Annotated in this window: 26 protein-coding genes; 12 read left to right on the top strand and 14 right to left on the bottom strand. The window is 62.2% G+C overall.

Annotated features, from left to right (window positions below):
• Nucleotides 1–131 precede the first annotated feature (131 nt).
• Together ACZ5Y5_RS16960 and ACZ5Y5_RS16955 are read right to left on the bottom strand one after the other, a co-directional pair.
• Nucleotides 132–1,199 (bottom strand): cellulase family glycosylhydrolase, encoded by a 1,068-nt coding sequence (locus ACZ5Y5_RS16960; RefSeq protein ID WP_464810598.1) that lies wholly within the window; start codon nucleotides 1,197–1,199, stop codon nucleotides 132–134.
• A 131-nt stretch (nucleotides 1,200–1,330) separates the two neighbouring features.
• Entirely contained in the window at nucleotides 1,331–3,520 is a 2,190-nt protein-coding gene (locus tag ACZ5Y5_RS16955; RefSeq protein ID WP_464810597.1) for a sugar nucleotide-binding protein, read from the bottom strand.
• Between the two features lie 315 nt (nucleotides 3,521–3,835).
• Here ACZ5Y5_RS16955 and glf point away from each other — a divergent pair, with 315 nt between their 5' ends.
• From glf to ACZ5Y5_RS16940, 3 genes are all read left to right on the top strand, one after another.
• Nucleotides 3,836–6,082: a UDP-galactopyranose mutase gene (gene glf / locus ACZ5Y5_RS16950; RefSeq protein ID WP_464810596.1), complete on the top strand. Its 2,247-nt coding sequence runs from the start codon at nucleotides 3,836–3,838 to the stop codon at nucleotides 6,080–6,082.
• A gap of 306 nt (nucleotides 6,083–6,388) precedes the next feature.
• Nucleotides 6,389–6,949 (top strand): CC0125/CC1285 family lipoprotein, encoded by a 561-nt coding sequence (locus ACZ5Y5_RS16945; RefSeq protein ID WP_464810595.1) that lies wholly within the window; start codon nucleotides 6,389–6,391, stop codon nucleotides 6,947–6,949.
• Between the two features lie 81 nt (nucleotides 6,950–7,030).
• Complete coding sequence (locus tag ACZ5Y5_RS16940; protein ID WP_464810594.1) at nucleotides 7,031–7,270, top strand: hypothetical protein; 240 nt, start codon at nucleotides 7,031–7,033, stop codon at nucleotides 7,268–7,270.
• Nucleotides 7,271–7,278: 8 nt separating this feature from the next.
• Here the strand turns inward: ACZ5Y5_RS16940 and ACZ5Y5_RS16935 are convergent, their stop codons facing one another.
• On the bottom strand, nucleotides 7,279–7,623 hold the full coding sequence (locus ACZ5Y5_RS16935; protein ID WP_464810593.1) for a hypothetical protein: 345 nt from the start codon (nucleotides 7,621–7,623) through the stop codon (nucleotides 7,279–7,281).
• Nucleotides 7,624–7,714: 91 nt separating this feature from the next.
• Between ACZ5Y5_RS16935 and ACZ5Y5_RS16930 the strand changes: the two genes are divergently transcribed.
• On the top strand, nucleotides 7,715–7,915 hold the full coding sequence (locus ACZ5Y5_RS16930; protein WP_464810592.1) for a hypothetical protein: 201 nt from the start codon (nucleotides 7,715–7,717) through the stop codon (nucleotides 7,913–7,915).
• A gap of 16 nt (nucleotides 7,916–7,931) precedes the next feature.
• Here ACZ5Y5_RS16930 and pncB read toward each other — a convergent pair whose 3' ends face one another.
• Nucleotides 7,932–9,236, bottom strand: a complete 1,305-nt coding sequence (gene pncB, locus ACZ5Y5_RS16925; RefSeq protein ID WP_464810591.1) for a nicotinate phosphoribosyltransferase — start codon at nucleotides 9,234–9,236, stop codon at nucleotides 7,932–7,934.
• A 65-nt stretch (nucleotides 9,237–9,301) separates the two neighbouring features.
• Between pncB and ACZ5Y5_RS16920 the strand changes: the two genes are divergently transcribed.
• The 4 genes from ACZ5Y5_RS16920 (at nucleotide 9,302) to ACZ5Y5_RS16905 (ending at nucleotide 12,854) form a co-directional block, all read left to right on the top strand.
• Complete coding sequence (locus ACZ5Y5_RS16920; protein ID WP_464810590.1) at nucleotides 9,302–9,946, top strand: TetR/AcrR family transcriptional regulator; 645 nt, start codon at nucleotides 9,302–9,304, stop codon at nucleotides 9,944–9,946.
• A gap of 86 nt (nucleotides 9,947–10,032) precedes the next feature.
• Complete coding sequence (locus ACZ5Y5_RS16915) at nucleotides 10,033–11,157, top strand: Gfo/Idh/MocA family protein (protein WP_464810589.1); 1,125 nt, start codon at nucleotides 10,033–10,035, stop codon at nucleotides 11,155–11,157.
• The gene (locus tag ACZ5Y5_RS16910; RefSeq protein WP_464810588.1) at nucleotides 11,154–12,056 is read left to right on the top strand and encodes a hypothetical protein; all 903 of its coding nucleotides are present in this window, start codon (nucleotides 11,154–11,156) and stop codon (nucleotides 12,054–12,056) included. The genes ACZ5Y5_RS16915 and ACZ5Y5_RS16910 overlap by 4 nt, the downstream gene beginning before the upstream one ends.
• Nucleotides 12,057–12,707: 651 nt before the next feature.
• Nucleotides 12,708–12,854: a hypothetical protein gene (locus tag ACZ5Y5_RS16905; protein WP_464810587.1), complete on the top strand. Its 147-nt coding sequence runs from the start codon at nucleotides 12,708–12,710 to the stop codon at nucleotides 12,852–12,854.
• Nucleotides 12,855–13,266: 412 nt separating this feature from the next.
• Here the strand turns inward: ACZ5Y5_RS16905 and istB are convergent, their stop codons facing one another.
• The 3 genes from istB to ACZ5Y5_RS16890 all read right to left on the bottom strand — a co-directional run bounded on the left by istB (nucleotide 13,267) and on the right by ACZ5Y5_RS16890 (nucleotide 16,446).
• Entirely contained in the window at nucleotides 13,267–14,001 is a 735-nt protein-coding gene (gene istB / locus ACZ5Y5_RS16900) for an IS21-like element helper ATPase IstB (RefSeq protein ID WP_031293458.1), read from the bottom strand.
• Entirely contained in the window at nucleotides 13,934–15,499 is a 1,566-nt protein-coding gene (gene istA / locus ACZ5Y5_RS16895; RefSeq protein ID WP_464807974.1) for an IS21 family transposase, read from the bottom strand. Before istA ends, istB begins: the two co-directional genes overlap by 68 nt.
• Before the next feature lie 194 nt (nucleotides 15,500–15,693).
• Nucleotides 15,694–16,446, bottom strand: a complete 753-nt coding sequence (locus tag ACZ5Y5_RS16890) for an SDR family NAD(P)-dependent oxidoreductase (protein ID WP_464810586.1) — start codon at nucleotides 16,444–16,446, stop codon at nucleotides 15,694–15,696.
• A 116-nt stretch (nucleotides 16,447–16,562) separates the two neighbouring features.
• On the opposite strand from ACZ5Y5_RS16890, the gene ACZ5Y5_RS16885 reads away from it, so the two are divergent.
• Entirely contained in the window at nucleotides 16,563–17,468 is a 906-nt protein-coding gene (locus tag ACZ5Y5_RS16885; RefSeq protein ID WP_464810585.1) for a LysR family transcriptional regulator, read from the top strand.
• A gap of 293 nt (nucleotides 17,469–17,761) precedes the next feature.
• Here the strand turns inward: ACZ5Y5_RS16885 and hsh3 are convergent, their stop codons facing one another.
• Genes hsh3 through ACZ5Y5_RS16870 form a run of 3 tightly spaced genes read right to left on the bottom strand, consistent with a single transcriptional unit; the run spans nucleotide 17,762 to nucleotide 20,071 of the window.
• Entirely contained in the window at nucleotides 17,762–18,475 is a 714-nt protein-coding gene (gene hsh3 / locus ACZ5Y5_RS16880; protein WP_464810584.1) for a 7-beta-hydroxysteroid dehydratase Hsh3, read from the bottom strand.
• A 27-nt stretch (nucleotides 18,476–18,502) separates the two neighbouring features.
• Nucleotides 18,503–19,264: an SDR family NAD(P)-dependent oxidoreductase gene (locus ACZ5Y5_RS16875; protein ID WP_464810583.1), complete on the bottom strand. Its 762-nt coding sequence runs from the start codon at nucleotides 19,262–19,264 to the stop codon at nucleotides 18,503–18,505.
• Between the two features lie 42 nt (nucleotides 19,265–19,306).
• Nucleotides 19,307–20,071 (bottom strand): SDR family oxidoreductase, encoded by a 765-nt coding sequence (locus ACZ5Y5_RS16870; RefSeq protein WP_464810582.1) that lies wholly within the window; start codon nucleotides 20,069–20,071, stop codon nucleotides 19,307–19,309.
• Between the two features lie 103 nt (nucleotides 20,072–20,174).
• On the opposite strand from ACZ5Y5_RS16870, the gene ACZ5Y5_RS16865 reads away from it, so the two are divergent.
• On the top strand, nucleotides 20,175–21,062 hold the full coding sequence (locus ACZ5Y5_RS16865) for a helix-turn-helix transcriptional regulator (protein ID WP_464810581.1): 888 nt from the start codon (nucleotides 20,175–20,177) through the stop codon (nucleotides 21,060–21,062).
• 83 nt (nucleotides 21,063–21,145) lie between these two features.
• On the opposite strand, the gene ACZ5Y5_RS16860 is transcribed toward ACZ5Y5_RS16865, so the two are convergent.
• The 3 genes from ACZ5Y5_RS16860 to ACZ5Y5_RS16850 are packed head-to-tail and all read right to left on the bottom strand — an operon-like array spanning nucleotide 21,146 to nucleotide 24,049.
• On the bottom strand, nucleotides 21,146–22,087 hold the full coding sequence (locus ACZ5Y5_RS16860) for a haloalkane dehalogenase (protein ID WP_464810580.1): 942 nt from the start codon (nucleotides 22,085–22,087) through the stop codon (nucleotides 21,146–21,148).
• 2 nt (nucleotides 22,088–22,089) lie between these two features.
• Nucleotides 22,090–23,265 (bottom strand): sulfotransferase family protein, encoded by a 1,176-nt coding sequence (locus tag ACZ5Y5_RS16855; RefSeq protein WP_464810579.1) that lies wholly within the window; start codon nucleotides 23,263–23,265, stop codon nucleotides 22,090–22,092.
• A 37-nt stretch (nucleotides 23,266–23,302) separates the two neighbouring features.
• The gene (locus ACZ5Y5_RS16850; protein WP_464810578.1) at nucleotides 23,303–24,049 is read right to left on the bottom strand and encodes an SDR family NAD(P)-dependent oxidoreductase; all 747 of its coding nucleotides are present in this window, start codon (nucleotides 24,047–24,049) and stop codon (nucleotides 23,303–23,305) included.
• Nucleotides 24,050–24,194: 145 nt separating this feature from the next.
• Between ACZ5Y5_RS16850 and ACZ5Y5_RS16845 the strand changes: the two genes are divergently transcribed.
• Together ACZ5Y5_RS16845 and ACZ5Y5_RS16840 are read left to right on the top strand one after the other, a co-directional pair.
• A complete protein-coding gene (locus ACZ5Y5_RS16845) occupies nucleotides 24,195–24,656 on the top strand; it encodes a nuclear transport factor 2 family protein (protein ID WP_464810577.1) in 462 nt (153 codons plus the stop codon).
• A gap of 182 nt (nucleotides 24,657–24,838) precedes the next feature.
• Nucleotides 24,839–25,498, top strand: a complete 660-nt coding sequence (locus tag ACZ5Y5_RS16840) for a TetR/AcrR family transcriptional regulator (RefSeq protein WP_464810576.1) — start codon at nucleotides 24,839–24,841, stop codon at nucleotides 25,496–25,498.
• Between the two features lie 17 nt (nucleotides 25,499–25,515).
• On the opposite strand, the gene ACZ5Y5_RS16835 is transcribed toward ACZ5Y5_RS16840, so the two are convergent.
• Nucleotides 25,516–26,622, bottom strand: a complete 1,107-nt coding sequence (locus ACZ5Y5_RS16835; RefSeq protein ID WP_464810575.1) for a zinc-binding dehydrogenase — start codon at nucleotides 26,620–26,622, stop codon at nucleotides 25,516–25,518.
• Nucleotides 26,623–26,633: the final 11 nt, after the last annotated feature.

Raw genomic sequence — 26,633 nt, 5'->3', positions numbered from 1 at the left:
GATCGGCCCATCCCGTTCAGGCATGGGCCGGGCAATCAGCAATCGACGCAAGGTCCGGAGGGTTCCGGCATCCGCTTTGAAAAGGAGGTTGCGCTAACCCAGATTGCAAGGCGCAAGATGCGCCCCCTTCTTCAGGCGGTGATCTTGTCCAGCTCGCTGATCAAGCGCAGGAACTCCACCTCGGTTTCGTCGTGAGGCGTGCCATCTTCATGGAAGATGTCGTGGAACCAGCGTTCCTTCAGCCCTTCGATGTTCGGGTTTTCCCACTTGTCCCACGGCAGGTGGGTCTGCGTCTTGCCCTTGACCAGTCCCCAGCAGAAGGTGCCGACCTCATGCTCCTTGGCCACGGGCAAGATCGCTTGGAAGGTGCTGCCCGCCGGGCGCGCCATATATTCGGTGCACATCAGTGGACGGCCCATGGCTTTAAGCCATTTGACGCGCTGCGCGAAATCTTCAGCGATGCCGTAATTGTGGAAGGAGATGATGTCCGAATTGCCCGTCTGCGCACGCTGGATGGGGCTCAACAGATCAGGTGCCGACCAGTCGCCGAGCCAGATGCCGCTGGTGAGCGGCTGCATCGGCTTCATGTCACGCACCCAGTCGAACGCATCGACCAGCAGCGGCACGACCAGATCCGCCTTCGCCTGTAGCGCCACCGGATCGCACAACGCGACCTCCGGGCCGTTATCGGGCTCGTTCCAAATGTCCCATGCGAGTACGCGCGTGTCCTGACCGAAGCGGCCGACGATGCCGCGCACATAATCTTCCAAGCGGTGATGCTCGTCCACATTCTGAAGCGTGGACATGCCGGGCGATTGCACCCAGCCGCTGTTATGCACGCCCTCGCGCGGCTCCGGCTGCGGCCCCAGGGCGGGTTCGGGATGCCAGCAGGAATCGAACAGCACCAGCATGGTGCGGATGCCATGCAGGTCCGCGACGTTCAGGAAAGCATCGATGCGGTCGAGAAAACCCTCGCTATCCTCCAGCCACAGCAGGTCGTGCAGATAGACACGAACCGAGTTCATGCCCACCGAAGCGGCCAGCGCCAGCTCGCGATCGATGGTCGGCAGGTCGAACGTGCTCGCCTGCCACATTTCAAGCTGGTTTATCGCGTTTGAAGGCGTGAAATTGCACCCAACCAGCCAAGGCTGAGCCTTGAACCAAGCATGCGCTGCCTCCGGCGTCCAACGTTCGTTCATCATTTTCCCGCTCACGACCCCCGTCCGATTCGACGGCTCTTCTGGCGCGCCACTACGAACCGGCACAGTTTAGAACAAGAGGCTTAACGGGATCTGAGTAAGTGGAATTTTCGATCGATTGCGCGCGTGAATCAGGCTGCGTTTTGCAGCAATTCCGCCCGGAAATGCTGGGCGAAATGTTCCATTGCCGAAAGAAGCGAGGGAAGCTGCGGGCCTCGGCGGGTGGCGAGGGCGACATTGGCCGGGCGAGGGGCGGCCCAGCCCAATGTGTGATGGGGGACGGCATGCACCCTCGCGACGTCATGACCGCAACTCATGGCGATGCGTTTAGCGAAATCGGCCCAGGAAAGTGCCTCTTCATTGGCAAGATGCCAAATGCCGGTTTCGCGATCGATCAGCAGGTCGAGTGACGCTGTGGCCAGATGCGGGACATAGGTGGGTGTGACGATGAGGTCGTCAGGCGCGAGCACGGCTTCGCCACGTTCGAGTGACCGGATGACCGCCGTAGCGAAGTTGAACCCATCATAGGGTGAGAAGAAAGCCGCAGTGCGGATGATGAGATGATCCCCGGCTAACTGCCCGATGCCCGCCTCCATCTCCGCCTTGCTTCGGCCGTAGCTGTTGCACGGCGCAACGGCGTCGGTTTCGATATAGGCTGCGCCCTTGGTCCCGTCGAAGACCAGGTCACTGGAAAAGGACAGGGTGGGGATGCTGCGACTGTCGCATGCGTCCGCCAGGGCAATGGCGCCATGCGTGTTGGCAAGCAGGCAAGCGTCTTGTTCGGCCTCCGCTTCATCGACGCGCACCCAGCCCGCCGTGTTGATGACCGCCCATGGGTGGAATTTGTCCAGGGCCGCCTCGATGCTGGAGCGGTCTGTGATGTCCATGTCCTGGCGGCTGGTCAAAATGAAGGGGATATTGCGCAGCGAGCAGGCGCGCGCCATCGCCTGCCCCAGCGTGCCAGTAGCGCCGCTGATCAACAGCGGCTTATGATAATCAGGCTCATGGGGTGCGCCGATATGCTGGGCGATCGGTGCGGGACGGGCCGCCGGGGGATGGACGAGGCGCGTTGGCCGCTGCCACCAGCCTGCGCCATTCGCCATGATGGGGCGGTTGCCTTTGCCCGATAGCGCCTTCAGCAGAGGGACCATAGCGGTGGGACGAGGATCGCCGCTGCTAACATCCCAGACGCCGGGTTCATATACTCCAGACCTGGTCAGAAGCGTGTTCCATCCGCTGCTGCCCAGCAATGACCAGACGGTCACGGCCTCCACGTGCACGCCCCGGCTGTTGAGGCGGCTCGCAATGTCCCATGCCTGCGCCATCCAGCGGAGTTGCTCTTCGCGGGTGCAGCCATTGTGCACCTCGGTAATCGCCAGCGGCAGGCGATAGCGTTCCCATGCTTCGGCCAGTGCGCCCTCCAGACCCTGCGAGGATGGCGACAGCACGCGCACGGCCTCTACATCGGCGTAAAGCTGCATCTCGCTGCCGCCATGCAGATGCTGGGGATAGCGCTGCAGCCTGTGATCGAGGAAGCGATCGCTGGTGAGATAATGGTTGATGCCGATCACGTCCGGCCGACAGGGATCGTCCAGGATCGTCTGTAGCCGCTGCTCGAACCCAAAGCCCGCAATCCGCGCCCAGAAGGGATGATCGCGATCGACCTTCCCGCACAACAGGTCCCATCCCGCCCAGCGGCGCATATTATCGAAGGTCGCCTGTTCCCGCAGCGCGGCGGTGGCGTAGGTTCTTCCCAGATCGTCCGTCTGGATCAGGCGCGCGGCGGGATTGACCCGCCTGATGGTACGCATCGACAGCCGAGTTGCGTCGATCTGATTAAGTAGCGCTAGCCAGAAATCTCCTTCGGAGCGCAGATGCGGATACCAGTGGCCGTAAAGGGCGGAAAAGCGCGCGGTGGTCAGCGGCTCGTTTACGGGGGTCCAGTCGGTGATCCACGGATAGCGCTCCGCGACATTCTGCGCGTGTTTCGCCAACCCTGCCGCGAAGCCATCGTCCACGAGGCTGGTGTAATGAGGGCCGCTGCCATGATGAATGAGGCCCGCGATGACGCGGATGCCGAGGTCGCGCAGCCGAGCGAGCCTTCGATCAGTCCATTCCCATTCGCATTGGTCCGGCCGATCCGGACTGACCCTCTCCCATAATATGGGATAGCGGATGGCGCTGATGCCTAATTCGGCGAAACGATCGATATCCTCCAGCCGGTCCTCATGACCGCTGAGGCGGATCTGATCGCCATAGCGTTCGTGCACGCGATTGACGGTGCATTCCACCCCGCCCCACAGCTGCAGCTTCTCGGTCATTCGGATCCTCCATGCCTTCTTATTAGAGGAAGCGTTGATGATCGTGCCTCCGAGTAGGTTGAAACAGATCAAGACCTCAAGTGGGTACACCGGAATAGCGCCGATCAGCCAACTTAGATCAGCGGCGGTGCAGGAACATGGCTCCCGCGCCAGGGTTTGAGGATCATTCACCAAGCAGAAAGGTACGCGCTTATGGTTCCGCCCCACTCATCATCTTGGCACGGAACTGGACCAGACCCGAAACCTGGCGCGCACACCGTGATTTGTTTTAGCCATTTGCGTTGGAATTTCGTTTTTCAACGTCCCCAACATTTGATGAGCCGCTTTGCCAAGCAATCGCGCGTCCTTTTTTGGGAGGAGCCCTGCTATGTTGCCGACCTGGAGACAGCCGACCTTCGGGTTGAAACCTGTTCGCTGACAGGGGTCATCGTCATCACGCCGCAACTCCCTGCTTCCCTGCCGCGAGAGCAGGAGTGCGAAGTGCTGAAACAGCTGCTGGACCTTTATTTGGCGGGAGAGGCAGGACCCTTTGTCCGCTGGTATTACACGCCCATGATGCTCCCCTTTTCGGAGCATGTCATGGCCGACTGCATCGTCTATGACTGCATGGACGAGCTTGCCAATTTCAAAGGCGCGCCGCCCGAACTCCTTCCGCTGGAACAGCGTCTGCTGTCGCAGTCCGACCTAGTATTTACCGGGGGCTACAGCCTTTACGAAGCGAAGCGGGACAAGCATCCCGCCGTTTTTCCTTTCCCGTCCAGCGTCGATGCCGGACATTTCGCGCAGGCTCGTTTCGGTGGGGGGAAGAGCGAAACCGACGGGCGGCCGCGGCTCGGCTTTTATGGTGTCGTCGATGAGCGGATGGACGTCGATCTGCTCGCCGCACTCGCGGATGCGCGTCCCAACTGGGTGCTAGAGATTATCGGGCCGGTCGTGAAGATCAGCGAGGATGATCTGCCCCGGCGGGCGAACCTCCATTTCCTTGGCGGCAGGTCTTATGAAGATTTGCCTGCCTGTATCGCGGGTTGGGACGTGGCGCTGATGCCCTTCGCCATCAACGATGCGACGCGCTTCATCAGCCCTACCAAGACACCTGAATATCTGGCGGCGGGAAAGCCGGTCGTATCCACGCCCATCGCGGACGTCGTGCGCCACTATGGCGGGATCGAGGCCGTGAAGATCGCACCGGCGGGGGACGCCTTCATCGCTGCCTGCGATCAGGCGCTGGCGCTCGCGCAAGGGGGCGGGCAATGGCTGAAGGAAGCGGATCAACTGCTTGCCGGCATGTCCTGGGACAAGAGCTTCCAGCAGATGGACCGGTTGATCAAGGACGCCTTGTCGCGCAGTGCGCATGCGCATCCGATCGTGTCGCCCACATCATGGAACAGCAGTCGGTCCCACCATTATGATGTCATGGTCGTGGGAGCGGGCTTTGCCGGGGCGGTGATGGCAGAGCGCCTTGCCGCCGACGGGGGCAAGAGGGTGCTGGTGGTCGATCGCCGTCCGCATGTCGCTGGCAACGCCTTCGACGAATATGATGCGAACGGCGTCCTGATCCATCGCTACGGTCCGCATATCTTCCACACCAACAGCGAGGAGATTTTCACCTATCTGTCGCGCTTTACCAAATGGCGGCCCTACGAACATCGGGTGCTGGCGGCGGTGGACGATCTGTTGGTGCCGATGCCGATCAACCGCACCACGATCAATCTGCTCTACAAGCTCGACCTGAAGACCGAAGAGCAAGCAGCCGAGTTTCTGGCGGCCCAGGCAGAGCCGGTCTCTGTTGTGCGGACATCGGAAGATGTGGTGATATCGGCTATTGGCCGCGAACTTTATGAAAAGTTCTTCCAGGGCTATACGCGCAAGCAGTGGGGCTTGGACCCTTCCGAACTGGACAAGGCGGTCACTTCCCGCGTGCCGACCCGGACCAATGTCGATGACCGCTATTTCACCGACAAGTTCCAGGCGATGCCGCTGGACGGCTATACCCGGATGTTCGAACGGATGCTCGATCACCCCAATATCGATGTCCTTCTAGGTGTCGATTATTGCGAGGCGCGCGATGCCTATCCGCACGATCATCTGGTCTTTACCGGCCCGATCGACGAATATTTCGGCTACCGCTTCGGCAAGCTGCCCTACCGGTCGTTGCAGTTCGACCATGCGCAACTGGATGTGGAGCAATTCCAGCCGGTTGCTGTCGTCAACTATCCTTCGCCGGACGTGCCATATACCCGCATCACGGAGTATAAGCATCTCACCGGCCAGCAATCGCCCCGGACGAGTATCACCTATGAATATCCGACCGCTGAGGGTGATCCCTATTATCCGATCCCGCGCGCGGAAAATCAGGCGCTGTTCAAACGCTATGAAGCGCTGGCGATGGTGCAGCCGGATGTGAGCTTTGTCGGGCGGCTGGCGACCTACCGTTACTATAATATGGACCAGGTCGTGGGACAGGCGCTCGCCACCTATCGGAAGATGACACAGCGGCGTGTGCGTGAGCAGGTCCTGGGGCCAGCTTCTCTCGCGTCGCGTCCTGCGTCCGGCGCTGCTTAGTCGCTCCTCGCAGCTGTTGCCGAGGACGCGGCCGGAGCGTGATCCGATTTCTCTCTGATCGGATCACGCTCCACTTTTATGTAAGCGACAGGCTGAGCAACAACCCGCGCTGATCCATAAAGTTACGGTTGCACATTGAGCAGGAACAAATGTGCACAATGCCGCTTCTTATTCCATGAGATGGAATTGAGGCGGCTTGTTGATGTTGTCCTTCATCCCCCTGGAATATGTGCTTGATCTGGGCGGCTGGCGATTTGCGCCGGCCCGGCATGCCGCGTCCTCTCATCTGAAAAGGAGATCATGAAAATGACGACGGGACGAGGATGGACTTTGGCGAGCGCCTGTATGCTCGCACTCACCGCATGCACGACCGCGACCCCCTATCAGCCTTTGACCCAAGGGCGAGCGGTGAATGGCGGCTATTATGATGAGCAGATCGAAGCGAACCGGTTCCGGGTCACCTTCGCCGGGAACAGCATGACTTCGCGCGACACGGTGGAGCGCTATCTCCTCTATCGCGCCGCCGAACTGACGCGCCAGCGGGGCTATGACTGGTTCGTCATGGCTGATCGCGGCACGGAACGGCACAGCAGGACCTATGTGGATCGGCCCTTCGGCCCCGGCGCTTATGGCTATTGGGGTCCCTCATGGCGCTATTATGGTCGCGGCTTCGGCTGGCGCAGCTGGGACCCGTTCTGGGGCGATCCCTTCTGGGACAGCAGCATCGATGTGCGCACCGTGGACCGTTATGAGGCTTCGGCGGAGATCGTGATGGGGCGTGGCCCCAAGCCCGCCAATGATGCCCGCGCGTTCAGCGCGGCCGAGGTCCTGAGAAATCTCGGGCCAAATATAATGCGCCCGACATGACCAGGCCGCATACTGACGAAGGCTGATCACTGAACAGTCATATCGCTAATTTGAGTTTAGCCATGGGCCGAATGAGGGCCCATGGCTAAACTCTGTAAAGATGCGTCCCAGTCCCGCCTGCTAGCTCCCATCCTCAATCAGGCGGAGTTGGACATGGAAGATATCGAATATTATCGGAAACGGCTGCGCCAGGAAGAGCAGGCCGCGCAGCGGGCGACTTCAAGGGAAGCGGAGATGATCCATCGCAGTCTTGCCGCCCATTATGCCCGCAAGGCGATCGTCACCCTGGTCGCAGTCGACGACGGCGTGCAGAAAGGGTGAGGGGTGGGTTAGCGGCCCGAACCGCTTTGCCCCGGTGTGGAGCTTCCGGCAGACCCTCTCGCGCTAGTCGGATTGTCCGTCCCCTGAACAGCGCCGCGGGTACTGGTTTCTCCGTCTGTCATGGCGCTGCCCGCGCTTTCGCCGGGAATGCCATCGGGAACCGTGCCGACGGTGGTGTTGCTGGGGGCGAAAGTCGAATCTCCAGAGTCGCCCTGATCTGATGGAGCGCATGCGGCTGCGCTCATGGCGATCATGAGGATAGGCACATATTTCAGCACTTTGTCTCTCCTGTTGAGGCCCCACAGCAACCGGCCGGGAAGAGGCATGTTCCAGCCAACTGCACCCCGCGCCATACTGGGTTAGGACTATGCCGAAGCGCCGCCGGATCGCATCCAAGGCGCGGGGCGTTCGATCCTGGCAACACAAACGGCAGGAGACCGGGACATGACTGAAGACGAAGCGCTGACTGACGGTGACATCGCCACTGCTGGCGTACAATGGACAGCGGCGCTTGTCGGGCGATTGGTCGAAAAAGGCGTCATCTCAAAGGAAGAGGCAGACAGCATCGCCGACGAGGCTCAGGAGCAATGCCGTGCGGAGGGCGTGACCAAGGCGGCCCGGGTGATCCGGTCCTTGTCAGCGTAGGATCAGGGCGAGCCCATCAGACCCTGACCTTCGCCGGGCGTCGTCCGTCGGCGCCGAAGATGCGCAGGTAGCGCTCTATCTCGGATGGCTTGCCGGTCGCCTTTTCGGGATTGTCCGACAGTTTGACGGCAGGGTGGCCATTGGCTTCGACGACCTTGCACACCAGCGAGATGGGATCGAGCCCCTCCGTCGCAAAGGGCGCGCAGCCGCGAAAGTCGTTGGTGAGATTGGTGCCCCAACCAAAGCTCATCCGGACGCGGCCATGGAAGTGGCGGTAGGTCGCTTCGATACTGTCGATATCCACGCCGTCCGAAAAGATCAGCAGCTTGGTGCGCGGGTCGCGGCCCTTTTCCTGCCACCAGCGGATGATCTGCTCGCCGCCTTCGATAGGCGGCATGCTGTCGGGGCGGAAGCCGGTCCAGTCGGCGACCCAGTCAGGCGCGTTGCGGAGGAATGCCGCCGTGCCATAGGTGTCCGGCAGCACGATCAGCAGGTTGCCGCCATAATGTTTGCGCCAATCCTCCAGCACGCGATAGGGCGCGGCCTTTAGCTCTTCATCGCTTTTGGCCAGCGCAGCCAGCACCATCGGCAGTTCATGTGCATTCGTGCCGATCGCCTCCAGGTCCGCGTCCATCGCCAGCAGGACATTAGACGATCCGATGAAGCGATCGCCCAGCCCTGCCTTCAGCGCCTCGACGCACCAGCGTTGCCAGAGGAAGCCGTGCCGCCGCCGCGTGCCGAAGTCCGAGATGACGAGATCGGGCAGGCGGCTCAGGCGCTCGACCTTCTCCCACAATTTCGCCTTTGCGCTGGCATAGAGCACGTCCAGTTCGAACGGGCCGCGGCCCTTCATAGCGGCGCGGGAACGCAGTTCGTTGACGATGGCGAGGGCGGGGATTTCCCACATGCTGCTGTGCGTCCAAGGACCATGGAAGCGCAGTTGATACTGGCCGTCGGCCTTGGTCAGTTCATAATCGGGCAGGCGGAAATCGGCGAGCCAGGCGATAAAGTCCGGGCTGAACATCTGTGTCCGGCCGTAGAAGCTGTTGCCTGCCAGCCAGATCAGCTCCTTCTTCGAAAAACGCAGCGAGCGGGCATGGTCGAGTTGGGCTCGCAGTTCGGATTCGTCTATGATCTCGGCGAGCCGCACCGACTTTGTCCGATTGATGAGTTCGAAGGTCGCCTGAACATCCGGATAGAGGTGACGGATCATCTGCAGCATCAGCAGCTTGTAGAAATCCGTGTCGAGCAGGCTGCGCACGATCGGGTCGAGCCGCCAATTATGATTATAGGTGCGGGTTGCTATATCTGTGAAAACCATGATCCATCCGGTCAGCGGCTCAACGACCGGGTGGCCGCGCGGGATCCGTGACGGGGCACTCAAGGATGGCGGACATATTGACCCATGGTGATGAAGCAGCGCCGCAGATCAGTGGCGGGCGGGCGGCGTATCTGGAGCGACGGCGGGCGGCGACGCGCAATGCCATCCTGCTGGCGGCGCGGCGGGTGTTTGCCGATGCGAACTATGCCGACGCGAAGATCGACGACATCATTGGCGGGGCCGGGGTTAGCCGGGCGACATTCTATTCGCATTTCGAATCGAAGCTGGAACTCGCCTGCGCCATTTATGAGGAGATCGTGCCGCAGACGCGGGCGCTGTTTGCACGGCTACCGGAACTGGCGGGGGGCGACCGGGCGGCGGTGAGGGCGTGGCTGGACGCGTTTGTGGGGAGCCATCTGGAGCATCGATATGTGACGCCGCTGATCGCGCAATTGCAGCTGTTTGAAAGTCAGTTCCGGGCGCGGATATTGCGGGATACCGAAGCGCTGATCGATCTGGTCGCCGCATCCGGTGTTGGCGGCTTTGCCGGGGCGGCGAGCGATGCGCGGCAGCGGGTGCGGGTGCGGTTGCTGTTCAATCGGGTGGCGAATGTCTGCGCGGAAGTGGCGCGGGGGGAGTTTGAGGGGGAGGCCGCCGAGATATGCCTCGACCTGGTGGGAGAGGAGATATTGGGGTTTTTCCATGAATGAATTGGCGAGTTGAACGCGTTTTTGGACGCTGGACTTGAAACTAGACTGGCAGTATAGTCTCACCAAAGGGATGAGGAGAGGCGCCGGTGGTGATCCGGGTTGGCATCGTGGGAGCGAATCCCGACTATGGATGGGGATCGGGCGTCCATCGCCGGGTGATCGAGCGGCTGCCGGAGTTCGCGCTGCAGGGCGTATGCACCACGCGGGAGGAAAGTGCGCGCAAGGCGGCGGAGCGGTTCGGCGCGCCGCTATGGTTCACCGATCATGAGGCGCTGGCGCAGCATCCGGACATTGACTTGGTCGCGATCTGCGTAAAGGCCCCGCATCATCATGCGATCGCCAAGGCGGCACTGAACGCGGGCAAGCATGTCTATTGCGAATGGCCGCTCGCCACGACGGTGGAGGAGGCTGAGGAGCTGGCCGCGCTGGCGGAGGCGAAGGGCGTGAAGGCGATGATCGGCCTGCACCTGCGCGGGTCGCCGGTGATGCGGCAGGCGGCGCAGCTGGTGGCGGACGGCTATGTGGGCAAGCTGTATGGGGTCACGCTGCATGCCCGCATCTTTGGCCCGATCATGCGGGCGATGGCGACGCGGGCGGGCGGGACGACGCTGCTGTCCATCTATGGCGGGCATTTGATCGACGCGCTGGATCATCATTTCGGGCCGGTCGAAGGGATGATGATGCGCAGCGCCATCCACCTGCCGCCGGTCGATGAGAGCGGCGCCGCGGTGGAACGCGATGCCTATGACCATCTGCTGTTCCAGGGAAATTTGCGCAGCGGCGCGCTGTTCCAGGTCGATCTGGCGGGCGTGTCGATGAGCGGCATGGGATGCAGCTGGCGGATAGACGGGAGCGAAGGGGCGCTGCTGCTATCCACGCGCGATCCCAGCCTGCCGGCGGTGGAATCCCTGCTGCTGCAAGGCGCGAGGCACGGTGCGCCGTTCGAGCCGATCGCCGTCGCGCCGGAACTGGAATGCGCGGCGATACCGACCGAGCCCGACCGTTACACCGCCTATCCCGGCAGCTTCGCATCGCGTGAAGCGCTGTCGTCGATCGGCAATCTCTATGCGCAGTTGGGGGAGGCGATCCGCAGCGACGGACCGGTCGACCCCGACTTTCGCCGCGCCGCCGCAATCCAGAGGCGTCTTGCCGATCTGGACTCCGCAAGCGCGCGCAGTTCATCGAATATCGTCAGCGGAGTTGCAGCATGAACATCGAAACCCAGAACCTCACCCAGAATGCGGACAGCGAGGAAGTCACATCGGGCAACCCGATCTTCTACCTTAACGGACGGCGCAAGGTGCGGACGGAAAGCAGCGTGCTGGTGAGTTCGTCGCCATGGCTGAACGATGCGCGGGTGCGCGAGTGGGTTGCGACCGAAAATCTGCGGAAGAACGGCCATGACTATCCGCTGCTCTATGGCCTGCCCACGCTGATGCAGGCGGTGGATGAGGTGCGGGACGTGGAGGAGGCGGAGCGGCTGGCGGAGGAAGAGCGGCGGCGCAATCCCGCTTTTGATCGCTGGCTGAGCGAAGGTTTTGTGTCGAGTTATACGAAGGACGATCTGCGCGCCTATCCGGAAGGGTCGGTGGGCCGGAACCTATTCGAATATATGGACGAGTTCGACCTGTCGCCCGAACTCAATTCACGCATATTGGACAATCCCGACTGGAAGCCCGCAAATACGCTCGATTTCTGGAACCTGCGCATGGGGCAGACCCATGACCTGTATCACATATTGGGCGAGGTCGGTTTTGGGACCGTCGCCGAATATTTCATCACCGGCGTGGTGACGGGCAACGTCTTCCGGCATCTGAGCGCGGAACTTGCTGGTCCGCTGATGACGAACAATACGCTGATCATGTTCCCGTGGATGACGCGGACGATGCTGCACTATCCGGCGGCTTGGCCCGCGCTGTGGCGGAACCTTTCCTATGGCTATGAGGTGGGCGAGCAGTCGGACATGCTGTTCTCCGCGAAGTTCGAGACGATCATGCACCTGACGCCCGCCGAAGCGCGCGAGGCGTTGGGGTGGCGCGGGCACCGCGAGGGAGTTGATAGTGTCGAGGCTTCGCTGATCTTCGGCGAGGGGCGGGAGATTATTCCTTGAGGGACTGACGGAGGTAAGGCGGAGCGGGAAGGAGAGAAGGGCTGGGAAGGCTTGAAGCGGTTGCTTTTTTCTCTGTCACCTCGGCCTTGAGCCGGGATCCCGCTTAACTTCGTCAGTTCGAAGAAGCGGGATCCCGGCTCAAGGCCGGGATGACGAGGAGTTGTCGGGTGACGACCCTTTGTCGCCATTCAGCGGCCAACTTTCGAGCGCTAGATCCGGAAGGGCAGCTATCCAAGTCTACCCACCTCACATCTCTGCCGCCCCGCGAATGACCGTTAGCAGGATGAGCCACGCCCCCCGTGAGCTGACCAATCGATCGTGGCGCCGACGGCCTCCGCTATCGCGCCAGCCTGACGGTAATATTGTGCTAAGCGCATATGCAGCTGCCTAAGCTCGGGTAGCGCTGCCTGCGCCGCCAGAGCCTCGTTCGCCTTGCGCCGTGCCTCGTAATAAGCCTTGTTAAATTCCACGGTCAGCAATGGCGTCCCTCTTTGAATGCGCTCCAAACCAACCGCAATCGCGCAAGTTGCATCGCGGGAAAAATTCGTTCGCTTGATCGTTGCGCTTGAAATCGGAGCAGCCTGCCGGGGCGGTTTTGGTGCCTTGGAACGCCAAGCGACGACAGGCGGTTCTCCTGACAAGGAGACTTTCATGAAAATCGAGTTCGGGGCATTTGAAAGCGCAGCACCTCTAGTCTTTGGCTTGGAAAAATTTAGAGCCCACATCCTCGGCGAGGCCGACCGGCTGGATCGAGGCGAAAGTCGAACGCCTTGCCGACTACCTGCTCATGCCGATTAGAATAAGCCAGATGCAAAAGATCTTCGACAATACAGCCTCCTCAGCGGTGATCAGTGATGCTCTGGCATTGTCAAACGCCATTGAAAAAATCGGCAGCACCCCCGCTGAGACCATGTGTGAATGACTCCCGGTCAGACGCCGGAACTCTCCTCACCGTGAGCGCTTGATGGGCGAAGGCTAGAAATACGAACGGAGGTCTACTCATGCGCCTGGTGCCGATCCTGATCGCCTACAATCTGCTGGTTGCATGCGGCGGTAATGATTGTCAATCGGCACCGGATATTCACCCCTGATAAGCGCCCAACATTGACCCCCTGATAGTGTGCCAGGATCGTCGGCATGGGGGTGAGGCGGCGGAGGGCGTAGCCCGGAGCCGGCTCACCCCCATGCCGATGGCGTTTCTCCTGGCCTATCAGGCAGCTTCGCGGTTCTTGAAGCGCCAGCTCTCGTTACCGGTTTCGATGATATCGCAATGGTGCGTCAGCCGGTCGAGCAACGCGGTGGTCATCTTGGCGTCGCCGAACACCGAGGGCCATTCGCCGAACGCGAGGTTGGTGGTCACCATGATCGAGGTTTGCTCGTAGAGCCGGCTGACCAGGTGGAACAGCAACTGACCGCCAGACAGTGCGAACGGCAGATAGCCCAGCTCGTCGAGGATCACCAGGTCGAGCCGGGACAGATGATCGGCAATGCGCCCTGCTTTTCCGGCGCGGGTTTCAGCTTCGAGCCGGTTCACCAGGTCGATGGTGTTGTAATATCGGACCCTGGCGCCGGTGCGCACGCAGGAGCGCCCGATCGCAATGGCAAGGTGGGTTTTCCCGGTCCCGGTTCCTCCGACCAGCACGGCATTGCGCTGGTTGGCCAGGAAGGCGCCGGTCGCCAGATCGCGCACCAGTCCCTCATTGATCGGCGTATCGGCAAAGTCGAACGCCGTAATTTCCTTGGCCAGCGGCAGCTTGGCGATCGTCATCTGATATTTGATCGAGCGCGCCTGTTTTTCGTCGATCTCGGCCTTCAGCAGATCGCCGACCACGCGGCTTGGGCCATGCTGTCGCTTTACCGCATCGGCGATCACCTCATCATAGGCGTGCCGCATGCCCGCGAGCTTGAGCGTCCCCATCATCTCCAGGATCTCGTGGCGTTCCATAGAACCTCCTCAGGCTATCGTAACGGGCGCAGTCGGCGACGGGCTCGTGATGAAGCCGGAGCGCCTCGGGCGTAGCGATGGTCAGCGGCGCCGATGGCTGGCGCTGACGGGTCAGGATATTGAGCACAACGTCGCGGCTGACGGTGCCACCGATCAGCGCCTCGGCGCAGGCGGCTTCCACGGCATCAAGCCCGTCGCTCAGGACCGCCGTCAGGATGCCGACCATCTGGCGGTCGCCATCAGCATGGCCACCAAGGCGGCGGCGTACCCGCTCGATTGCTGGCGGAAGCAACCAGTCCTTGAACGGCGCGCCGTTGCGCAGCGCGCCAGGCTTTCTCGCCAGCACAGGGACGTAATGCCAGGGATCATAGATCGTCTGCTCACGGCCGAACCGGCGGACATGTTCGCCGACTATCTCGCCTTCCTGCCGGATGACGACGCGATCGGCATAAGCATGGATGTCCACCGGTCGCCCCGCCGCCGATGCATGCACCGAGTATTTGTTATAGTCGAACCGCACCAGCAGCGTCTTTGATACCGACGCGGGCAGAGCGTGGAAGCCGTCGAACGGCCCGCGATAGGCGATCAGGGCGGGACGGTCCGCAGTCTCGAACACCTCCCAGACTGTGCGGTCCTTCAACTCGGGATGGGCGGCATGCTTCGACCGCGCCACACAGCGATCCTCCAGCCATGCGTTCATCTCGGCGTAGCTCCTGAACCGCAGCCGGGGTGTGAAGAAGCGTTCACGCACCAGGCCCACCTGATTCTCGACCTGGCCTTTCTCCCACCCCGATGCCGGCGTGCAGGCAACCGGCTCGACCAGATAATGTCCGCACATCTGCTGGAAGCGGCGATTATATTGCCGCTCGCGACCGGCAAAGATCGCATCGACCGCCGTCTTCATGTTGTCGTAGATGCCGCGCTGGCAGGCCCCGCCGAAGAAGGCAAACGCCTTGTCGTGCGCATCGAAGACCATCTCCTGGCTCTCGCGCGGATAGGCACGCACGTAAAACATCCGGCTATGACAAAGCCGCATGTGCGCGACCTTCACGGTGGTCGTCGCCCCGGCAATGACGACGATCTCATGGCTCCAGTCGAACTGGTAAGCTTCACCAGGTGCGAAGCTCAGCGGCACATAGGCTCCCGCCGTCACCGCTGAGCGCTCGCGATGCCAGTTTGCCGCGTACCGTCGGACCGCGTCATAGCCGCCACGATAGCCAAGACCCTGCAGCTCCTCGAACAACCTGACCATCGTCAGCCGCTCGCGCCGGGCCTTGCGGTCGTTCGCCTCCAGAAGCCTGTTCAGATCCGAAGCCCAAGGCCCCAACTTCGGCAAGGGCTGCACGCTGCGTTCGTATGTGAAAGCCGTCTCGCCCGAGCGCAGCACCTTGCGAACCGTATTCCGCGACACGCCAAGGTCTCGCACAATCTCCTTGATCGACTTGCCCTTAACGAAAAACTCGCGCCGGATGCGCGCTACCGTCTCCACGATCAGCATCTCCCACCCGCTCCCGCAGCAAAGTGCAAGAGCGTGAACCGCAATCGTTCAGGGGGTCAACTTTGGACGCCTATCACCCCAGAACTGGGGTCAACATTGCAGGCTTATTCACAATCCCCCGACGCGTATTCTAACCGAGAGCCGGATGATCTGTCGCGCGAGGCGATATTCCATCCGGCCCTAGAGGTTGATGTTCAGATCTGCACCTGACCGCCGTCGACAAAGAGTTCCACCCCGTTGACGAAGCTGGCGTCATCGGAGGCGAGGAACAACACGGCCTTTGCGATCTCCTCGGGCTGGCCGACACGGCCCGCCGGAATCAGGCTGGCGAGATAATCCTTTGTCCCCTGCGCCTGTTCGCCGCCGCCAAACAGATGATTGAGGCCGGCAGTGTCCGTGACGCCGGGGCTGATTGCGTTCACGCGGATGTGCCGATCCTTGAGGTCGAGGATCCAGTTGCGGGCGAAGTTTCTCACCGCCGCCTTGGTCGCAGAATAGACGCTGAAGGCAGGCGTACCCGATATGCTGGTTGTCGAACTTGTCAGGATGATCGAAGCCCCGTCCTTCAGCAGCGGCAGGGCCTTTTGAACCGTGAACAGCACGCCCTTTACATTGGTGTCGAAGATGCTCTGATAATGCTCTTCGGTGATCGAACCGAGCGGGCTCATCTCGCCACCGCCCGCATTGGCGAACACGATGTCGATCTGCGCATGCTGTTGTTGGACCGCATCATATAGCCGGTCGATGTCGGCGAGGTTCGCCATGTCGCCCCGCACGCCGGTGACCCGGCCACCGATCGCCTTCACGGCACCGTCGAGCGTCTCCTGCCGCCGCCCCGTGATGAAGACCGAGGCGCCTTCTTCCGCGAACGCCTTCGCCGTCGCCAGCCCGATGCCGCTCGTGCCGCCGGTTACGACCACCACCTTGTTGTTGAACCTGTCCGTCATTGTCTGTCTCCTTCGGGTTTTTCGGCAAAGCGCCGTAGCCCGCATGAGATGCCTCCAGAACGATGATGCGTGTAGTCAGCAGATATGGCACTTAGCGTTCCACTGGAGGAACGCTGATGCGGATCGATCTGAATGACTACGCTTATTTTGCCGAGGTGGTGGCGCATGGCGGCTTTGCAGCGGCGGGGCGTGCCCTGCGGGAGCCTAAATCCAAGCTCAGCCGCCGCATCGCAGGTCTGGAAGAACGCCTTGGGCTCCGCCTCATCGAACGATCGAGCCGACGTTTTCGCGTAACGGATACGGGGCTCGCCTTCTACGAGCGGTGCCGGGCCATTTTGGCCGAGGCGGAACAAGCTGAGGCGCTAGTCCTGCAGGCGCAGGCGGAACCCCATGGCCGCATCCGCTTCAGTTGTCCCACGGGCATGGTCGAACCCATAGCGGGCCTGATATCCTCTTTCCTCGCTCGCTATCCCAAGGTGCGATTGCAGCTTGTGGCAACGGACCGTGCAGTAGACCTGATCGAAGAGCGGATCGATCTCGCTCTGCGCGTTCGCACCGCGCTGACCAGCGATGCAGCCCTCACCATGCGGTCGCTCGGCAGATCAACCCGTATCCTGGTTGCCTGTCCTCAATTGGCAAGCCAGGTTGCGGAAGTGAGCCAAATCGCGACGCTGCCAACACTTGCAACCGATGACGCCGCAGACGATCTCGAATGGCATCTGGAAACCGAGGACGGCGACAAACATGTTGTTCGGGTCCAGCCGAGAATGGGCTGCTCCGACATGATCGCAGTACGCAACGCGGCGATCGAAGGACTAGGCATTGCGATCCTGCCCGACCATGTCTGCCGCGACGCGCTTCTCGCCGGCAAGCTTGTCCATGTGCTGCCTGCCTGGCGCGGGCTTCAAGGAATCGTGCATCTGGTCTTCACGACGCGCCGAGGTTTGCCCCCAGCCGTGCGTGCGTTAATCGATCATCTCGCAGCAGGGTTTCCCCGCGAAGTGGTGGCGCCGATATCTTGACCTCATGTCGCGAATGGTGGTGCATTAACGGCCCATCCAAGACATTCTCCTGCCGCCTACGGGAGGGGATGCCAGCTTTCGCTGGCATGACGAGTGGAGGCTGTTGGTCAGCCGCCATCGTCTTTTGCCGCTCGCGAATTCGCGGGGATTGGATCGGGGGGTGAGCGCGAAGGGGGAAGCGTCATAGAGGAGCTTCTATTTGGTTGCAGGCGGTGGAGGGGGGCTGCGTCGTCGCGAAGTCACCCGCCACTATTGCTGCGCGATGTCGCCCCCCTTCCCTTGCTCCGGGCCGTCTAGTCCAGATGAGCGTAGTCGAACTGGCTGGTCGGGATGATGTCGATCTTCGAGAAGTCGATGAACCCGGCGCAGCTGTCGGCCATATCCTTTGTGTTACGGGCGAATTTTTCTTCGTCCCCTATCGCATCGAAGAAAGCGGGGGAGTTGGTCATGGCTTCGAGGGGGAAGCATTCCTCGACAAAGGCGTCATAGTCGGGCGCGTTGGGGGTCAGGGCGCGGACGATGACGTTCTGGATATATTCGAAATTCGCCTGGGTATCGATCGCGACGCGGGTGTGGTGGCTGTGCCAGTGCGCCACTGCGTCGTCCCAGCTCTTGTCCGGGCGGAAGGAGATGAAGCTGGCCTGCGACCAGCCCCAGGTGCGTGATCCGGGCTGGGGCATATGATCCCTGTTGGGGATGATGGTGGATTCGGCGACCAGCCATGCTTCGAAGCGGGCGCTATGTTCGGCGAGAACGGCGTCGATTTGGCTACGGAAATGGGCGTTGGCGGTGGGCAGCCAGAATTGCACCACGGCGTCCTGCTGACGTTCCTGCCATTGCTGGACGAGCGAGGCGGCGGGTTCGACCGTCGCGTCGCGCAGGTTGAGGCGGATGCCGCTGGCGCCCGCAGATTTGAGCGCGGCGGGGAGGGTGGATTTCAGGCGTTCGGCATAGTCGCCGCGGCTTTCGCCTTCCGGCGCCCACAGCGCGCAGATCAGCTTTTCCATGATCGTCTCTCCAACTTTATTCTTTTGTCAGTCGAAATTGGCCTGGCCGCCGTCGAGCGGAATGGTCGCGCCGGTGAGATAGGAAAGGTCCGATCCGCACAGAGCCACGATCGCGCGGCCGATATCCTCCTCCAGACGGCCGATGCGGTCGAGCGGGATGGTGCGGAAGAAAGCCTTTGCCTCCTCCGGATTATGTTCGATCCACATTTTGAGGCCCGGCGATTCCGCATGCGGCGCGATGGTGAGGACGCGTATATTCTGCCGCCCCCATTCGGCCGCGCCCGCGCGGGTGAGGACCCGCGTCGCCTGCTTGATCGCGCCATAGCAGCCATAGCCGCTCATGTCCCAGCGGATGCCCGCCGAGGAGGTGAAGTTGAAGATCGTGCCGCCGCCGCGCTTTTCCATATGCGGGCGGACGAGCTTCATCAGGCGGAACGAGGCGAGCGGGCCGGACTCGAACCCTGCCAGAAAGGCGTCGTCCGTCACGTCGTCCAGCATGCCGAGCGGCACTTCCTGTGCATTGTTGACCAGGATATCGACGCCGCCAAGGTCGCGCACCGCACTGTCGACGGCTGCGGCAAGATCCTCCGCCGCCTTTACGTTGCAGGCGACCGCGATGGCGCGCACGCCGCGTTCTTCGGCGAGGCGCGCGGTTTCCTGAACCTTCTCCAGCGTGCGCCCCGCCAGCAGCAGGTCGACGCCTTCGCTGGCCAGAGCCAGGGCGATGCCCTGACCGATGCCCTGACCTGCCCCGGTGATCAGGGCTACTTTGCCTTTAAGAGCCGACATCGCTCTTCCTTTCTATAGTCGTGAAGCTGGGTGAGGCCGGGATTAGACCTGTTGCGGGCGCAGGATCGCGTCGCTGCCGCCGTCGATGAAGATGACCTGGCCGAGCAGATACTGATTTTCCATGCCAAGCAGGAAGTCGATCAGTTCCGCGATTTCCTCCGGCGGAGCATAGCCCTTGACCGCGATCGGGTTGCTCTGCTGGATCAGCTTCATCATGTCGGGCTGGCCGAAAAGGGGTTCGGTCATCGGCGTCCTCACGACGCCCGGCCCGATGCCGTTCAGCAGTATGCCAGCGCCGCCCCATTCGGGGCTCGCGGCGGCGCGGCGCACCCAGCGCGCGAGGGCGTTTTTGGAGGTCGCATAGGCATTGCCCGGCTCTGCGTTGATCGCTGCGACTGCGCCTTCCTCATCGCCTGAAAGGCAGAGTTCCACGACCTTGGGATTGTTGGGCAGCATGGCGGCGGTAGAGCAGATGGCGACCGCGCGGGGACGGGAGGACTTCGCTAGCAGCGGGCGCAATCCTTCCAGCGTGGCGACGGCGCCGAAATAGTTGATGGCGATGGTCTGCGCATCCCGGTCCTGCGCTGAGATACCCGCGCCTGCGAGCACGCCGTCGATTCCGTCGGGCGCGAGGCGGGTCACCTGCTCCACCATGGCGGCGCGGCCAGCCGCCGTGCCCAAGTCCGCATCAATGTCCGAATTGCGCAGGTCGACCCCGATGACCTTGTTGCCGCTGCGTTCCAGCCTGTCGCGGGTGGCGGCGCCGATTCCCGATGCTGCACCGGTCACGACAATGGTTCTGCTCATGCTGACACTCTCCGTCTTTTGCTTTGTTGCGTTGTAGATGCCAGCTTTTGCTGCGCATAGCCAGTGCTTGTTCTTGAGGTCGCATGAGATTATCGTTGCAGCCATGACGCAACAGGTCGCCATTGACGCAGGCGGTGCAGCGGGCGCTACGGCAGGGCCGTGGACCGTGCTGGCCGCTGCTGTGAGCAGCGTGGCGCGGGTGGAGCTGCGGCGGTATGAGCTGCCCAGTCCCAACGAGATGTGGGAACTGGACGACGCGCCCATATTGTCCTTTGTGATGCCGCGGGCGGAAGGGACTCAGGGCGAGATCATGTTCGACCTGGGCGACCGGCGGCGGCATAAAGTCGGCCGCCTGCTGCTGCGGCCGGGCGGGATCGCGATGCATTCGCGGGGCGATGGCGGCATGCTGGACATATTGGCCTGCCGTTTCGACCCGGTGCGGTTCGCGGCGGTGACGGGCCTTGCCGAATGGGATTCGCGGCGGCTCAGCCATTGCGCTTCGATCAATTCGCCGATGCTGATGACGCTGGCGGAGCGGTTGAAGCAGGAAACGGTTGCGCCGGGCTTTGGATCGGACATGGCGATCGAGGCGCTGGTGCAGCTGATGATGGTGGAAGTGGCGCGGCTGTTCCGGCGATCGCGGGAGTTGGACGCGGGGCAGGGGGGCCTTGCGCCTTGGCAGCTGACGCGGATCGAGGAAGCATTGCGGTCGAGCGACGGCGAATGGCCGACGACGCAGGCGCTGGCGAGCCTGTGCGGGATCAGCCGGTCGCACCTGTCGCGTAGCTTTGCGGCGACGGCTGGGGTGTCGCTGTCCGATCATGCGGCGGCGATCCGGATGGAGCGGGCGCAGGACATGATCCGGGGCGGGGCGTTGCCGATGAACCGGATCGCGCAGACGCTGGGCTTTGCGACGGCGAGTGCGTTCAGTGCTGCGTTCCGGCGGGCGACGGGGCTGACGCCTCGGGCGTTTCGGCGGGGGTTTCACTAGGGGGGCGTGCGCGCCCTTCGACAAGCTCAGGGCGAACGGGGCTTGTGCGCAGCGCTTCTCGACTTAGCTCGAAGCGACCGGGGTTAGTTATTGGCCCTTAGAAAGCTGATCAGTACCTCCGCCAGCGCGGCGCCCTGGTCTTCCTGCACGAAATGGCCGCCATTGGGGATGCGCGTGTGGGGCTGGCCCTTTGCGCCGGGAATGCGGCGTTGGAAGACGTCTTCCCAGGCGATAGTGGCGGGGTCCTGGTCGCTGAAGGCGGTGACGAAGGGCTTGTTCCAGCCTTCCAGGAAGCGCCAGGCGGCGCGGTTTGCTTCCAGCCCCTCGGCGCCTTCGGCGATGGGGATGCCGCAGGTGATCTGGAGCATGCCCTTTTTGTAGGCGGCGTTGGGGAAAGGCGCGGCGTAGGCGGCGAGCACCTGCGGCGAAACATCGGTGACGCAAGCGCGACCGACGAGCAGGTCGAGCGGCAGATCCTCGCTGGTACGGCAGGTTTCCACCCAGGCGGCGATCTGCTCGCCCGGCCAATCGGGCACGCCGAGCGGGGGCGGATCGCAATTCTGGAGGAGCGTGTTGGTGGCAAGGATCGCGGAGAAGCGATCCGGACATTCGGCCACGACGCGCAGGCCGATTGGCCCGCCCCAATCCTGGCAGACGAGGGTGACGCCGCGAAGGTCGAGCGCCTCGACAAAGGCGCGCATCCACTGGACGAAGCGATCGAAGCCATAGTCGGCGCGGCTGGCGGGCTTGTCCGACTTGCCGAAGCCGATCATGTCGGGCGCGATGACGCGATAGCCAGCCGCCGCGACGGGGCCGATCATGTGGCGATAGAGATAACTCCAGGTCGGATTGCCGTGCAGCATGAGGACGATGGGAGCGTCACGATCCCCTTCATCCACATAATGCATGCGCAAGGCGCCGAGGCGGGCGTCCTTCACCTCCACATAATGGGGCGCAAAATCGTAGCCCGGCAGCGCGTCGAAGCAGGCTTCGGGCGTGCGGAGGATGCCGGGCCGGATTTCCATGGTCAGAGGATGTAGCGTTCGCGATAGGCGGCGAATTCGCGCTTGATCGCTTCTTCGTCGAGGCCGAAGCGTTCGAGCGAATAGTCGTGCATCGGACGCTGTTCACGCTTGTTGCCGGCGAGGAATTCGGCCAGCACCTCTTCAAGCTGCGCATCGACGGGGATGCCCATGCGGGTGAGGACGCGTTCGGCCTGCGCCATCGGCTCCTTTCCGACTTGGCGATAATCGATGTCGATGAAGCGGTCCTCGCCGATCCGCTCGCGCGCGGCTTCGAACATGCGCATCCATTCCACGAGGCGCGGGAACCAGAATTCGCCCACTTCCTGATCGGTGAGCGTGGCGCTGAGCTTATAAAGCGCGGCCTGCATCGAAACATAGGAGGGGACGGTCTGCAACGGGTCGCGGTGCGTCATGATGAGCAGCGCGTTCGGGAATGCCTTGGCCGCCACTTCCGCATAGGGAAGGTTGGACGGGCTCTTCAATATCCATTTGGAGTTGCGGCGCGACGGGTCCTGCCATTGAAGATATTTAAGGACGGTCTTGAGGTCCTCATGTCCCTTCGACTGATCATATGTGTTCAGCCAGCGGGTGAAGCTGGGCACGTAATTCATGCCCTCAATCATGGTGCTGACGAACATCTGGCCAAGGACCAGGATTTCCTCGTCCGGACCATCGGGTTCGAGCGGGTGGATGGAGGCGAGTTCGGGCGACATTTGCAGCCAGCCATCGATCATCGCCTGCGCATAGGCACGGCGCTCAACGGGATTGCCGCGCTCTTCGCCGGGGAAGGGCGCGAAATTCTGCGCTTCGAACCAGCGCAGGCCGGTCATGCCCGGCGCGCTGGCGAGCAGGCGCTGGAAGATGGTGCTGCCGGTGCGCGGCAAGCCCAGGATGATGCCCGCGACGTCGACCTTTTCATCGAGGATCTCGGGATGCTTCTTGATATCCTCCACCATGCGCAGACGGCTGACCAGGCCCTTGACGATCACCTCGACCGTGCCTTCGCGACCGGCGGGGGTCAGGCGGCCTTCACGGTTCGATGCTTCGATGAAATGATCCATCGGCTCCAGGAACCAGAGGTCGCCAAAGTCGGTGAGCCCGGCCCTTTCACGCGCCTGCTGCAACAGCGCCTCGCGATCGAGGGGCTGGGTTTGGGTCTGATCGGGCTGGGTCGCCATAGTCGTCACTCTTGTTGAAGCTTAAATGATGCTGGGGTCAGCCGGCTGTCTGACCGCCATCTACGGTGAAGGAGGCGCCCGTGATGCGACGGGCTTCGGAAGATGCGAGGAAGGTCACTGCATCGGCAATGTCGTCAGGGGTAGCCATGGCGCCGCTGTCGAGCCAGGACGCGGAACGCATGACCATCTGCCAATCGATATTCTCGGGCGGCGACTGGTGCAGCATGGGCGTATCCACGCCGCCTGGGCAGACCGCGTTGACGCGCACGCCTTCCTTCGAAAATTCGAGAGCGAGCGCCTTGGTCAGGCCGACGACGCCATGTTTCGACGCCGTATAGACCGAGTTGTAGGGAACGCCGACAAGACCAGCGGCCGATGCCATGTTGACGATATTGCCGCGGCTTTCGATCAGGTGCGGCATGGCCGCGCGGCACATATGATAGACGCCGGTGAGGTTGACGGAAATCACCCGGTCCCAGCGCGTGCGATCAACATCGGCGAACCGACCGAAGTCGAGGACGCCCGCGATGTTGCACACTATGTCGAGGCCGCCATGCTGGCTGACCGCATGGTCGATGATGGCCTGGCAGGACGCTTCATCGGCGACGTCGAGCGCCAGTGCGGCGACGTCCGGGCCAATACCGTGCGCAGCGTCTTCGACTCCGGCAGCATTGCGGTCCCCAATGACGAGCTTTGCGCCCTCCGCCGCGAATCTTCTGGCCACGGCCAAGCCAATTCCGGACGCGGCACCAGTCACAACCGCGATCTTGCCTTCGAGCCGCATGCGCACTCTCCTCAGAAACCTCTATTGTTGTTGGTGAGTGTTTGCGCCAGAATGCTACGCATTTCAAGGATAGGCCGCGTAAAAACTTGACAAGCGCGAACCGGATCGGCCTGTTCTGGTCCGGACAATAGGAGGAGGACGTCTGATGCTGTCGCTTCAGGAAATATCGGACCGGCTGGAGATTCAGGACCTTCTGTCCCGCTACAGCTATGCGATCGACGAACGGAACTGGGACGCTTTGGACGATGTGTTCACGCCCGACGCGGTGATCGATTATAGCGAAACTGGCGGGGCGAAGGGCAGCGTGGCGCAGATCAAGGCGTGGCTGCCCGTCGCGATGGAGCGTTTCCCCATGTTCCAGCATATGGTCGCGACCACAAAGCTGGAACTGGACGGCGACAGCGCGCGCAGCCGCACGGTGCTGTTCAACCCGATGGTTTACAAGGGCGATGACGGCAAGGATCAGGTGTTCTTCATCGGCCTTTGGTATCGTGACAAGCTGGTCCGCACGGAAAAGGGGTGGCGCATTACTGAGCGCTATGAAGAGATGGGCTATGCGCATAATGTCCCAGACATGCCGCCGATCCCGCCGGTCGGGGATGCCTAAGCGCCCTGAGGGGCGGTAACTTCCCGCAATTTTCAGGCATCGATCGGGCCGGAGCCTGCCATGCTTCGTCCCTGATCCGCCCCTATCTGAACAGGCCGATATGCCCTATAGCCGGGTGCGAACCGCGCGCGTCCGGCGGCGGTCTGTGGTGCAATGTTAAGAGGGAAGAGCGACGCCAGCCGATGCACAGCAGCGAGGCAGAGAAGATCGACGTGTCGGCGAAGCGACGGGTGGGCAGGCCCAATGCGCGGGAAGCGGAGCTGAAGCATGAGGCCATGCTGGAAGCGGCGCTGGAGGAATTTTCCCGGCATGGATTTCACGGAGCGTCGGTCCGCGCCATCGCCGAACGGGCGGGCGTATCGACGCGTACCTTGTATAACCGCTATCCCGACAAGGTCGCTCTGTTCGATGCCTGCCTGGAAATGTCGGCGATCAAGCATCATTTTCCGGCCGGCGCGACAGGCACATTGCGCGAGCAGCTGATCAGCTACGCCCTGCATATGAGCGGGCGGCTGAACAATGATCGTCAGGTCAGGCTGGCCCGCGTCATCTTTCGCGAATGCACCAGTTTTCCGCAGCTGGAGAAAGTATCGCGGCGGCAGTTCGAACGGTTTCAGCTGGAGCCGGTGCAGACCATATTGGCGGCGCACGGGTTCAGCCCGGAGCAGGCGTACGAACTGGCGAGCTTTTATGTCACCATGTTGTTCAAGCGGTGGCAGAACCGGGTCATCTATGATGAGCGGCCAATGACTGCGGCCCAGATCAAGGCCAATGCCGAAACCGTGACCAGCCTGTTCCTGAACGGCGCACGGGCGATGTTGGTCGAGGAACGGGGCGGCTGAACCGCCGCCCCCTGTCGTCAGGGGCGGCTGGTGTCGGGCGAGACGCGCACCAATATCTTGCCGCCCGAGCTGCGGCCTGAAATGCAGGCCGCCAGGGCTTCGGGCGCGCTTTCCAATCCTTCATAGATGGTCTGGCGCACGCTGAGGGTGCCTTCCTTCCACAGCTTTGCCATGTCGGCGCGAAACTCCTGATAATCGTCGTCGTGATCCAGGACGACGAAGCCCTGAATCCGCAGCCGCTTGGCGAGGATGGCGCCTGTGGTCAGCAGGCTTTCCTCCTGCCCGGTATATTCCGCCGCCATGCCGCAGACGATCAGCCGCCCGAAGGGGTTGAGCCGGTCATAGACGGGCTTTCGCGTGAAGCCGCCGACATTGTCGAAATAGATATCGACGCCCTGAGGCGCGAGGCGGTCGAGCGCTTCGCCGACATCCTCGACGGAACGGTCGATACAGGCCTCCGCGCCGAGATCGCCAGTGACATAGGCGCATTTTTCCTTGCCGCTGGCGATGCCGATCACATGGAGACCCGCACGTTTGGCGAGCTGGCAGACCAGCATGCCGACCGATCCGGTTGCGGCGGAAACGACGATGGTTTCGCCGGGCTTGCCGTCGCAATAGCGTTTCCATCCGACCCAGCCGGTGAAGGCGGATCGGCCGATGAGGCTGAGGTCCGCCTCCAGCGGCAATTCAGTGGGATCGATCTTCAGCGAGGCGTCGCCATCGACGGCCTCATAATCCTGCCAGTAACGACCGCCGAAAATATAGTCGCCGGGGCTGAAATCGGGATGGCGCGATTCCACGACCTGACCGACCGTCCCGCCGGCGAAGGGAGAGGAGGATGGCACGATGCCCGACCGCATGCGTTCGCCGACCCGAATCTTGAAGGGATTGGGTGGCGGCTCCGCCCCGCCGCTGCGAGTGTTCCCGGCGGCGGCGACATCGGGGGCTTCGCCCGCATAGGGCATGAGCGGCCGGACGCCGGGCGCGATGCTGATATATATGGTGCGCACCAGCACCTGCCGGTCCTCCAGCGCCGGGATCGGCAGGGTGTCGAGCGTGAAGTCATCGGCCGAGGGCAGGCCATCGATGGGGCGCGCGATGCGCCAGCTGCGGTTGATCGTCATGTCGGTCCTAC

Source organism: Sphingobium sp. TomTYG65 (assembly GCF_055395525.1).
Note: the sequence above shows the minus strand (reverse complement) of the source record. Positions and strands in the feature narration are given on the sequence as shown.